Here is a 12,029-nt window from a genome sequence, read left to right as displayed (position 1 = left end):
GCACGGCTTCGCCCCGTGCGCTTGGAGGCGCTGGGCTTCGCCCACAGCGCCGAAACATTGCTGCTGTGCAAGGCGCGTAATTCGGCTTGCGGCACGGGTTTGAACCCCGGTGGTTGGAGTCATGGAGAGGAATTTTGGAACTGTAGGAGCGGTAGCGTCCGCCTTTATATTTGGATTTCTACCGCGGCCAGCGGTTCAAATCAAGGAAATCCAAATATAACAGCGGCCGGAAGTCCAAATATTCTTCGTAATGACGACTATAACCACCAATCCGGCCAAACCCAGGCCGCCCCGAACCGCGCTCTAAACTAATTTAAATGAGGTGTCCAAAAGTGTCGGAAGCTTATAAAAACGCCGGAGTGGATATTGCGGCTGGCAATGAAGCGGTAGAACGCATGAAGAAGCATGTGAAGCGCACCTACCGTCCTGAAGTGATGACGGAGCTGGGCGGATTCGGCGCATTGTTTGGCCTGAATAAGGACAAATACGAAGAGCCGGTCCTCGTATCGGGAACGGACGGCGTGGGCACGAAGCTCAAAATCGCGTTCGCAGCGGACCGCCACGACACAATTGGCATCGATGCTGTAGCCATGTGTGTAAATGATATCGTAGTCCAGGGCGCAGAGCCGCTGTTCTTCCTCGACTATCTGGCCTGCGACAAGGTAGTGCCGGAGAAGATCGAGGCGATCGTTGCCGGAATCGCCGAAGGCTGCCATCAGGCAGGCTGCGCCTTGATTGGCGGAGAGACTGCGGAGATGCCGGGCATGTACTCGGCCGGTGAGTATGATATCGCCGGATTTACCGTAGGGGTTGCTGACAAAGCGAAGCTGGTAACGGGAGCAGACATTGCAGCTGGAGACACTGTAATTGGTCTGGCATCAAGCGGCATTCACAGCAACGGATTCTCGCTGGTGCGCAAGCTTTTGCTGGAGGAGGGCGGCTACGGATTGAACGATGTAGTGCCTGAACTCGGCGCTCCACTCGTGGACGTTCTGCTGGCTCCAACCAAAATCTATGTGAAGCCGCTGCTGGCCCTGCTGGAACAGCTTCCGGTTAAAGGTATGGCCCACATTACCGGAGGCGGGTTCATCGAGAATATCCCGCGTGTACTGCCTGAGAATGTAAATGTAGAGATTAACTACGGCTCTTGGCCGATTCAGCCAGTCTTTGCTTTGATGCAGAGCAAAGGCAAGGTAAGCAACCGCGATATGTTTACCACTTTCAATATGGGCATCGGCCTTGTACTGGTGGTAGCTGAAGCGGACGGAGCGCGCGCGCTCGAGCTGCTGAAGGCCAGCGGGGAAGAAGCTTATCGTATCGGCACTGTAACAGAAGGTGAATGCAAGGTTACCTTCACGGGGGCTGAAGTCTGATGGAGTGGAGCCGGATCGCTGTATTTGCTTCGGGGCAGGGCAGCAATTTCGCCGCACTGGTCCAGGCGCAGCAGGAGGGGAAGCTCGGCGGAGGCAGCATAGAGCTGCTGGTCTCAGACAAGCCGGAAGCGCCTGTGGCACAGCGGGCGGAGGAAGCGGAAATTCCCACCCTCCTGCTGCGGCCGAAGGACTTCGCGGGCCGCGAGCTGTACGAGGCAGCGATTGTTGCGGAGCTTCAGCGCCGGGACATCGGACTGATCGTGTTGGCCGGATACATGCGTCTGATCTCACCGGTGCTGCTTGAGCCTTACGCCGGACGGATCATCAACATCCATCCGTCGCTTTTGCCGGCCTTTGCAGGTAAGGATGCGATTGGCCAGGCGCTGGATTATGGCGTGAAGCTGACGGGAGTGACGGTGCATTTTGTCGACGGAGGCATGGATACCGGACCGGTTATTGCCCAGCGCAGCGTTGAGGTGAAGCCGGGAGACACAGCCGATTCACTTGCAGAACGTATCCACCAGGTAGAGTACGGGCTGTATCCCGAAGTGGTGGCAGCTTTGGCAGCCGGCAGAGTGGATCTGAACGGAAGAATAACGACAATCAGCGAACAATAGCAGAAGCCATACCAGCCGGATCTGACACACGAATAAATGTATTTCAGGCAGGTGCGGCTGATTCTGATATTTCTCGGGAAATATTGCACAAAGTCTGCAAGATGTCGGATGGGCTGACTGAGCAGTTTGAAATTGCCGGAATTACGGGTTTGCTGAGATGCCGGTTGCTGTCGATATAGCAATTGGATTCACTCCAATTAATTTGTCTGAATACCAGCGATCGTAGAACGTAATTGGATACAGTACAACTAATTCTGGCGCTCGTAGGCTCTAAGGCGCATATGGCATCATTTAGATGGACAATATCCAACTAATTTATCCGGCTGATAACAAGCCGAAATTAAATGACGTAAATCCACTTATTATATAAACACTACAAACTCAAGTATAAGCACGGGCTAACCGGCGACAATGATCCTGCGATCATAGGCCACAACCTAATCTAGCGTGAATCCAGAGGAGGACTATTCAAAGTGAGTATCAAAAGAGCGCTGGTCAGCGTATCCGACAAACAGGGCATCGTGGATTTTTGCCGCGAGTTGTCTGCACTAGGCGTAGAAATTATCTCCACAGGCGGCACCAGCACACTTCTGGCTAAAGAAGGCGTTCCGGTCATCGGTATTTCCGAAGTAACGGGCTTCCCCGAAATTATGGACGGTCGTGTCAAAACGCTGCATCCCGCTGTACATAGCGGCCTTCTTGCGGTTCGTGATAACGAGGAGCACACTCGGCAGATGAACGAGCTTGGACTCGACTACATCGACCTTGTAGTGGTGAATCTGTATCCGTTCGCGGAGACCATTGCCAAGCCGGATGTGTCGTATGAGGAAGCTATCGAGAACATCGATATCGGCGGACCTACGATGCTGCGTTCGGCGTCGAAGAACCATGCTTTTGTCAGTGTGGTAGTGGATGCGGCTGATTATGCTACAGTGCTTGAGGAGGTTCGCGCCAGCGGAGATACCACCCTTGCAACCCGCAAACGTCTTGCGGCCAAAGTCTTCCGCCACACGGCGGCTTACGATGCCCTGATTGCCGATTATCTGGCGAATGTAACCGGTGAACCGCTGCCGGAGCGCTATACGGTCACTTATGAGAAAATCCAGGATCTGCGTTACGGGGAGAACCCGCATCAGAAGGCTGCCTTCTACCGCAAGCCGCTGGCTGCGCAGGATACACTCACCGCTGCCGAGCAATTGCACGGCAAGGAGCTGTCCTACAACAACATCAACGATGCGAATGCCGCGCTCCAGATTGTCAAAGAGTTCGAAGAACCGGCTGTTGTAGCTGTTAAGCATATGAATCCTTGCGGCGTAGGCGTGGGGGCGAGTGTATATGAGGCTTATCAAAAAGCGTACAATGCTGATCCAACCTCCATCTTCGGCGGAATTGTAGCAGCGAACCGGATCATTGATGAGGATACGGCTAATATGCTGAAGGATATTTTCCTTGAGATCGTGCTGGCTCCGGGCTTCACGGATGAAGCGCTGGAAATCCTGACGAAGAAAAAGAATATCCGCCTGCTCAAGCTGGGCAACCTCAGCACGGCGGCTTCCCGCAAAACCAGCTTTGTCGTAACCTCCATTGAAGGGGGAATGGTTGTGCAGGAAAGTGACGTCCATTCCGTGAATCCGGAGGAGCTGCAGGTCGTAACCGACCGCAAACCAACGGAAGAAGAGCTGAAGCAGCTGCTCTTCAGCTGGAAGGTTGTTAAGCATGTGAAGTCGAACGCGATCGTGCTGGCGGCTGATAATATGACCGTAGGCGTAGGTGCAGGACAGATGAACCGTGTCGGCGCGGCTAAGATTGCGATCGAGCAGGCTGGAGAGAAATCCAAAGGCTCCGTGCTGGCTTCAGATGCCTTCTTCCCGATGGGAGATACCCTTGAGATGGCTGCCAAGGCTGGTATTACGGCAGTTATTCAGCCGGGCGGCTCGATTAAGGACGAGGAATCCATTAAGGTTGCTAATGAATACGGCATTGCCATGGTCTTCACCGGCGTTCGCCACTTCAAACACTAGAACGCTGGGAGGGTAACATACTTATGGATATTTTAGTGGTCGGCGGCGGCGGCCGGGAGCATGCGATCATCTGGAGCTTAATCCGCAGCCCCAAGGCCGGTAAAATCTACTGCGCACCCGGCAACGCCGGGATTGCGCAGCTTGCGGAATGTGTGCCGATCGGTGTATTTGAGTTCGATAAGCTGACCGCGTTCGCCAAGGAACGGGAGATCGGGCTGGTCGTGATCGGACCGGATGATCCGCTGGCAGCAGGGATCGTCGATGCATTCGAAGCACAGGACATTCCTGTATTCGGCCCGCGGAAGAATGCGGCGGAAATCGAGGGCAGCAAGACCTTCATGAAGGATCTGCTGCATAAGTACAGCATTCCGACAGCGGCGTATGAGAAGTTCAGCGATTACGGGACTGCACTTGCCTATCTGCGGACTCAGGAGCTGCCGATTGTAATCAAGGCGGACGGATTGGCCGCAGGCAAAGGGGTGACCGTGGCGTATTCCCGTGAGGAAGCGGAGGCGGCCCTGGAGGATATTATGGTGGCCAAGGTCTTTGGTGAAGCCGGCGCACAGGTCGTGATCGAGGAGTATCTAGCGGGGCAGGAAATGTCGATTCTGGCCTTTGTGGATGGCGAAACAGTGCGTCCGATGGCAGCTGCACAGGACCATAAGCCGGTATTCGACGGCGATAAAGGACCTAATACGGGAGGTATGGGGACATACTCCCCGCTTCCGCATATCGATGAGGCTATTATCCGCGAAGCGGTGGAGACCATCATCGAGCCGACGGCCAGAGCCATGGTGGCTGAGGGGCGCCCCTTCAGCGGCGTGCTGTTCGCAGGGCTTATGATCTCGCCGGACGGCAGACCGAAGACGATAGAATTCAATGCCCGCTTCGGTGATCCCGAGACGCAGGTTGTTCTTCCCCGGCTGCAAAGCGACTTGCTGGAGATCTTTCTGGCTGTTACAGAAGGCAGGCTGGCGGATATCCAGATTGAGTGGAGCGAGGAGGCCGCAGTCTGCGTGGTCCTGGCTTCGGAAGGTTATCCCGGTCCGTATCCGAAGGGTGTGCCGATCAGCGGACTTGAAGCGGACACGGACGGACTGGTCTTCCATGCGGGAACCGCGCGCGGTGAGGATGGCAGCTGGGTAACCAGCGGCGGCCGGGTGCTTGGAGTTGTAGGCATGGGGCCTACGATTGCCGAAGCACGTGCAGCCGCATATGCCAGCGCAGCGAAGATTACATTCCCGGGCAAACAAAACCGCAGTGACATCGCTATGAAGGCTCTGATCTGAGGATAAAGCACTGTATTTCAGCCAGATAAGAGTGCCTATGCTTTGGGGCCAATGCAAATTACCCGTATAGTCATCGAAGCTAAAGCCCCACTTTGCGGGGTTAGTTTATGCTATTAGACCCAAAAAAAGGACTGACAAGTAGTAGGAGAAGTGCTATAATACAACTCGTACGGGGGAAAATGTGCGGATATATACAGATAAAGGGTCTTTCCTTTCATGGAAAGGCCTTTTTTAAAATTTCAATTGACGTAAAAGTTGTTTCCACTTGCTGATTTTCAGGAGATATAGAAAACCCCGTGCCGGGAAATGATACTTAAGTACAATAACAGCGATGCGGTTTATGCGGATGTTTAGTTACAGATTTAAGGGGGAATTAGTTTTGAGTAAGGTCGGAAGAAATGACTTATGCCCATGCGGAAGCGGGAAAAAATATAAGAAGTGCTGCTTGGATAAAGAAACGTCAGCAGTCGAATCCATACTGCGGCTGGTAACGACGGAGGATGCGGCAGCACAAGAGGTTGTATTCAGCGAATCCGTACAGGAACAGTCAGCAGTGGAGGCCGCTGTACGTACCGAGAGTAAGCTTACACTGCCCAAGCTGAAAAAGATGGTCGCACGCGAACTGAAATGGGAGCATCCGGCCCATGAACAGCTGGCGCTGCAGCTCATTGAGAGCATGAGAAATCAATACGACCGCGAACTGATTCTGGAAGCCCTGGTGCTGTGGAATGGCTTCTCCCGGCAGACCAAACCTGCGGTGAAGAAAGCCGGCTCGTTCTGCGCGGCTATCGAATATCTGCTGTCAGAGGAATACGGCTTCATGCTGTCGCAGACGGAGCTTGCTGATAAATACGAAGTTACGGCGGCCACCATCTCCCGTAAAGTCAAAGAAATATATAATTATGTCGAAGAACACGGAATGGGCGGAGAAGCTGATGAGCTGATCGCGCTGAATGGTCCGGGCACTCCCCAGGAGAAGGCGCAAGCCCTTCTGTACAAAGCGGTGGAGGCCACTTCTGCGAAACGCCGTGTTCAGCTGGCGGAGACGGCACTGGAGATTTATCCGGACAGTCCGGATGCCTATCTTATTCTGGCCGAGGAATCGGAGAATGAGCATGAGGCGCGTAAATTCCTCAAAGCGGGAATCGCTGCAGGCAGACGTGAACTGGGCGAGCTTTATTTTACCAAGAACAAAGGGTATTTCTGGGGGCTTACGGAGACCCGCCCTTATATCCGTATCTGCCAAAGCTATGCGGAATCCTGCTGGTTCGGCGGAAAGGCAGAGGAAGCAGCGGAGATTCTGGAGCATATTCTCGAGCTTAATCCGGGTGACAATACCGGCGCCCGCTATCTTTTGGCCGCTGTCTACTTGTACAGCAACCAGTTGAAGGAAGCGGAGCGGGTGATCAAGAACTACGGGGAAGACGATGCCGCAGCGGCTTTTGCCTATGACCGGATTGTACTGGAGTTCAAGAAGAACGGAATTACCTCGCAACTCAAAATGTTGTACCGTGTAGCGCGCGGAGTGAACAAGCATGTGCCTGATTATCTGCTGGGTGTGAAGCGGCTGCCGCATAATCTCCCGGATTTTGTCGGAATGGGCGATTCCAATGAAGCCATTGAATATGTCATTATGCATTCGCGTTTGTGGGCAAGCATGCCGGATCTGCTCAAATGGATGCTGAAACAATAGAACGTATACACGGGAATATCCAACACAGTCCTCCGGGGCTGTATTTTTTTTGTAGATAACCTGACATGGATTAACCCTCCGACCTACATTATCCGATAAAAATAGTAAAAGAAGCCTATTTTTAAATGAAAATGTTTGTTTAATGCTGTGTTTTTCTGAAAATACCTGACATGGTCACACTTATTTCACAGCTCGAAGTAAAACGTTAAAGGGATAAAGAGCTTTTTTGCAGAAATAAGTCGAAAAGACAGGGAGCATTCGAGTGAGAGTATTGCCTGAGCCTATTTACATTTGAAGGTGGGGAGTCCTATGGCACTGAGGAAGAGCAAGAAAGATAAGGCGCTGCTGACATCATTTTTAAGCAATATGGGGATTCGCGCCAAGCTGTTTTTGTCGGTGATTATCTCTGTAGTTGCTATTTTCGTTATTGTATCCGTAGTGATTTACAGCAATGCCAAGCAAATTATAGTCAATGACTTGAACAATTCGCTGACTTATGAGAAAGGAGAGATCAGCGTTAAGGTCAATGAGCTGCTGCAGCCCGCTTCGGACAGTGTAGAGCTTCTGAATGCCAACGCCTATATCCGTGACTATATTGCCAGTGTAGATGATCCGGAAACAGCGAAGACCACCAGCGGGTACAGTGAACTGATCCGCACCCTCAATCTTGTCAAGAGCAACAATAAGAACCTGCTGAATGTGTACATAGGTCTGGATGCTGCGAACAAGGTGATTACGCAGGATGAGTTCGAGCCGCCGGCGGACTTCGTGCTGAAGGAACGGGGCTGGTATGCCAACACAGCCAAGAATAAGCGTGTTACGGTTACGGACCCCTATATTGATGCCGGCTCAGGCAAAATGGTCGTGAGTGTCAGCGCACCTATTCTCGACGATACCGGTAAGCTGATTGGTGTGGCGGGTGCGGATATCTCCACGGAGCAGATTACCCAGGCGCTGAGCGCTTTTAATTACAATGGCAGCGGGTATGCGGTACTGATTGATAAGACTGGAACCTTCATCTACCATCCGGATACAGACAATATTCTGCTGAAGAAAATGTCCGATCTCGGTGAAGACTGGAAAGCAGTCGGGGATAAGATGGTACAGTGGGGCTCGAATGTGATGAAGACGGATATTGACGGAGAGACCAGTTATGTGTCGTATTCGCCGGCAGTAGAGAACCAGTGGTCCGTGGCGCTGATTGTGCCGGAGAAACATGCGGAGAGGGAGCTGCAGAAATTCCAGCTGATTTTTATCCTGTCGATTATTGCTTCAATTGTAGTGATGTCTGTGTTGTTGTATTTTGTCTCGGGCAGTATTCTGAAGCAGATTCCTATCCTGACGGCCGCCTTCCGGAAGGCGATGTCCGGCGACCTGTCGGTAAGAGCGAAGGTTACCGCCAAAGGGGAAATCGGCGTACTGGCAGAGGGCTTCAACGATATGATCTCCTCACAGCAGTCGCTGATTCAGGAAATCATGCGCAGCTCGCAGAGCATCTCTGGCGCTGTGGAGAATACGGAGAAGAATGTATTCGTACTCGACGGCAGCATCACCGATGTGTCGGGGATTACCGAAGAGCTGTCAGCGGGCATGCAGCAGACGGCGGCTTCGATGGAAGAAATGAACGCCAGCACGATTGAATTCGAGCATGCCATTAACGGTATCGCCCGCAAAGCCCAAGAGGGTGCGGAAGCGGCCAGGGAAATCAATGTGCGGGCGGATAAGCTGAAAGAGGGAGCCGCCCAGTCGCGCAGGCAGGCGGATCATATCTACGGAGAGAGTGAAGAGAAGCTGCGCATGGCGATTGAGCAGTCGAAGTCGATCTCACAGATAGACGCGCTCACGGGAGCAATTCTGGAAATTGCCGCCCAGACCAATCTGCTGTCGCTGAATGCTTCCATCGAGGCCGCTAGGGCCGGGGATGCGGGCAGAGGCTTCGCCGTTGTGGCGGAGGAGATCCGCAAGCTGGCTGATAACTCGCGGGAGACAGTGACCGAAATCCAGGGAGTGACTGAAGCGGTTGTCCAGGCGGTATCCAATCTGGTCGAGGGCGCGGAGAGCATGCTGCGCTTCATGGACCGGCAGGTGCTGAAGGATTATGATGCGATGCAGGAGACGGGTGAACGGTACAGCGAAGATGCCAAGTATATTGATGAGCTGGTTACGGACTTCAGTGCCACCTCTGAAGAGCTGCTGGCCTCCATTCAGAGCATGCTGACCGCGATCAGCGAGACGGGCAGTGCAACGAATGAAGGCGCAGAAGGGGCCGGGGTCATCGCCGTCCAGGCCGAGCAGATCATCGGCAAGTCCGGCAGCATCGTTGCCGAGATGGAGGAGATCAAGATGAGCTCGGCGCAGCTGCTGCAGACGGTCTCGCGGTTTAAGGTCTAGTTATAGTGAAGGATGGACGGTCCTGCCGGTTTGCGGCAGGGCCGTTTTGCTTGTTGCGCTCCCTTTTCACTGTTTTTAATTGTACATTATACAACTATATAAGATGAACTTAAGAATGGAGGAGTGGAGTAGCGGGATTCCACCACTAGTGGATGCTGTGTTGTGTGACGAGGACAAGGGTTGAAAAAATGTCCATGGAAGAGTATGTTACAAGAAGCGAAACGATAAGAAAGAGACAGTGAGGCGAGGAAAAGATGAGAGAAGGCGAAAACCGGATCGTAGGAATGGAAGATATTGTACGCGCACATCATGTGCTGCGGGAGGTTATCGTCCGTACGCCGCTGCAGCTGGATGCGGTACTGTCAGCTAAATACGGCTGTAATGTGTATTTGAAACGTGAAGATTTGCAGATTGTACGCTCCTTCAAGATCCGCGGGGCCTACAATGTGATCCGCAGTCTGTCCGACGAGGACAGAGCCAAGGGGATTGTCTGTGCAAGCGCGGGGAACCACGCCCAGGGTGTGGCGTATTCCTGTAAGGCACTGGGAATCAAAGGGAAGATCTTTATGCCGAGCACTACACCTAATCAGAAGATTAAGCAGGTCCGGCGTTTTGGCGGCGAATTCGTGGAAGTGATTCTGAAGGGGGATACCTTCGACGATGCTTACGATGAAGCGCTGCAGGCTTGTATAGACTATAGCATGACGCTGATTCACCCGTTTGATGAGCCGCGCATTATCGCTGGCAATGGTACGATTGCGATGGAGATTATGGAGAGCCTGGACAAGCCGGCTGACTTTGTCTTTGTTACGATTGGCGGAGGCGGCCTGGCGGCAGGTGTAGCCACCTATGTGAAGACCGTGAGCCCGGCGACCAAGGTGATCGGTGTGGAGCCTACCGGAGCAGCTTCCATGAGCGAGGCGATGGAGTGCGGTGAGGTGATCACCCTGAAGGAAATCAATAAGTTTGTGGACGGTGCGGCAGTGAAACGTGTCGGTGGCTTGACCTTCGACATCTGCTCGAAACTCCTGGATGATGTAGTCAAAGTGCCGGAAGGCAAGGCTTGTACAACCATTCTGGAGCTGTATAACGAGAATGCGATTGTTGTGGAGCCTGCAGGCTCGCTTCCGATTGCTGCGCTGGACATGTACCGGGATCAAATCCGCGGCAAAAGCGTGGTCTGCATCGTCAGCGGCGGCAATAATGATATCGACCGGATGCAGGAGATCAAGGAGCGTTCACTGATCTATGAAGGCCTGAAGCATTATTTCATGGTTAATTTTCCGCAGCGTGCGGGTGCCCTGCGTGAATTCCTGACTGAGGTAGTCGGACCCGACGATGACATTACCCGGTTCGAATACACGAAGAAGAACGAGAAGGAGAACGGCCCGGCCCTGGTAGGCATTGAGCTGATGTCTACAGATGCATACGCCCCACTGATTGAGCGGATGAAGCAGAAGGGTGTGGATTACGTAGAGATCAACAAGGATGTCAATTTATTCAGCATGCTGATTTAATATAATCGTTATCGGCGGCAATAGCCGTTTATATGGACATGAAGAAGACCCGCTCCGGGTTCAAACCGGGCGGGTCTTCTTCATGATGATAAGAGTAGGATGCTGCGCGCATCACGTGCTGCTGATGTATTCGCTTATCAGGACTGAGGCACCTCTGTCTTCAGATACTGCTCGGCGTCATCATCCAAGAGATAACCGTTGCTCTTCATCAGCTTCATGAAGCCATCGAGCTTCTGCAGGAAAGGGCTGGTGCTGCTGTTTTTGGCCAGGATGCTGCTGTAGGCTTTCTGTGCCTCCAGATCCATTTCCAGATTATCGTAATGGAAGAGCGGCGTGTTGTTCTGACCATAGAATGTATTCACTGCGTACATGTTATAAAGTGTCTTGACTGCTGATAGGCGGTTGGATTTGGGATAGGTCTGAATGAACTGCTCCTGGGTTAGTGCACGGGAAGCGACATCCCCCCAGGCGATCACAAGCCCGTTATCCTTGGAAGGGGGCAGATCCGACTCGGTCGCCATTATTGAAATATAATCACGGATATCCTCTGTCACGTACAGTTTATATTTGCGGTAAGCTGCATAATCAATCACCGGGAAAAAGGTGCCTTCGGCCGTCTCCAGCTTATAGCCGCTCTCTCCCGCGCTTTTCAGCAGCGCACGCAGTGAAGCATTCTCCGTACTCTCGGTCAGCTTCACCATGCTGACTCCCGCCTTATAGACGGAGATGAGCTTCCGTTGTACCTCACTGCTGCTGAATTTCTTCTCCCAGGAAGGCAGGAGCGATTTGTGCAGGTTCTCGAGCTTCAATGTCAGAACAGTCGCCTGATAAGGAGTGACAGCATACAGATTGGTATTCATATAAGTAATAGCGCCCGGAAGGTTGCCTGAGGAGAACAGCGGCAGCGCAGCCCTGTAGACAGCCTCAGCATGGCTGAGGACGGCCGTACCGGTAACACCCGCCTTAGCGCTGGTAGCCGCCTCAGAGGTGCCTGTGCTGCGGCCCGCGCTGCTCTCAGCACGGGCAGGAGCGGAGCTTGCTGCCTCCAGCCCCATGAGCAGAGCAATAGCGGCGGTTAGAACGACGTGCTTCTTCATACAAGTCTCCTCCTGTGTGGAATAAAAGTTG

8 protein-coding genes are annotated in these 12,029 nt (G+C 53.0%); 7 read left to right on the top strand and 1 reads right to left on the bottom strand.

Annotation, left to right across the window (positions count from 1 at the left end; all coding sequences use genetic code 11):
• Positions 1-332: 332 nt before the first annotated feature.
• The 7 genes from purM to ilvA all read left to right on the top strand — a co-directional run bounded on the left by purM (position 333) and on the right by ilvA (position 10,901).
• Positions 333-1,373: a phosphoribosylformylglycinamidine cyclo-ligase gene (purM, locus tag MKX70_RS02425; protein WP_340839519.1), complete on the top strand. Its 1,041-nt coding sequence runs from the start codon at positions 333-335 to the stop codon at positions 1,371-1,373.
• Positions 1,373-1,990 carry a phosphoribosylglycinamide formyltransferase gene (gene purN, locus MKX70_RS02420; protein ID WP_340781070.1) on the top strand — a complete coding sequence of 206 codons (618 nt, stop codon included), beginning with the start codon at positions 1,373-1,375 and terminating at the stop codon, positions 1,988-1,990. Before purM ends, purN begins: the two co-directional genes overlap by 1 nt.
• 473 nt (positions 1,991-2,463) lie before the next feature.
• Positions 2,464-4,011 carry a bifunctional phosphoribosylaminoimidazolecarboxamide formyltransferase/IMP cyclohydrolase gene (purH, locus tag MKX70_RS02415; RefSeq protein WP_042232438.1) on the top strand — a complete coding sequence of 516 codons (1,548 nt, stop codon included), beginning with the start codon at positions 2,464-2,466 and terminating at the stop codon, positions 4,009-4,011.
• Between the two features lie 23 nt (positions 4,012-4,034).
• The gene (gene purD, locus MKX70_RS02410; RefSeq protein ID WP_340781069.1) at positions 4,035-5,300 is read left to right on the top strand and encodes a phosphoribosylamine--glycine ligase; all 1,266 of its coding nucleotides are present in this window, start codon (positions 4,035-4,037) and stop codon (positions 5,298-5,300) included.
• A 331-nt stretch (positions 5,301-5,631) separates the two neighbouring features.
• A complete protein-coding gene (locus MKX70_RS02405) occupies positions 5,632-6,993 on the top strand; it encodes an SEC-C metal-binding domain-containing protein (protein ID WP_340781068.1) in 1,362 nt (453 codons plus the stop codon).
• A 309-nt stretch (positions 6,994-7,302) separates the two neighbouring features.
• Entirely contained in the window at positions 7,303-9,384 is a 2,082-nt protein-coding gene (locus MKX70_RS02400; RefSeq protein WP_340839518.1) for a methyl-accepting chemotaxis protein, read from the top strand.
• A gap of 254 nt (positions 9,385-9,638) precedes the next feature.
• Positions 9,639-10,901 (top strand): threonine ammonia-lyase IlvA, encoded by a 1,263-nt coding sequence (ilvA, locus tag MKX70_RS02395; protein ID WP_340839517.1) that lies wholly within the window; start codon positions 9,639-9,641, stop codon positions 10,899-10,901.
• A 137-nt stretch (positions 10,902-11,038) separates the two neighbouring features.
• On the opposite strand, the gene MKX70_RS02390 is transcribed toward ilvA, so the two are convergent.
• Entirely contained in the window at positions 11,039-11,998 is a 960-nt protein-coding gene (locus MKX70_RS02390; protein ID WP_340839516.1) for a hypothetical protein, read from the bottom strand.
• Positions 11,999-12,029: the final 31 nt, after the last annotated feature.

Origin of the sequence: Paenibacillus sp. FSL R7-0312 (genome assembly GCF_038004445.1) — a bacterium.
GTDB lineage: Bacteria > Bacillota > Bacilli > Paenibacillales > Paenibacillaceae > Paenibacillus_AQ.
The sequence above is the reverse complement of the archived record's forward strand: the minus strand, read 5'-3'. Positions and strand labels throughout refer to the sequence as shown.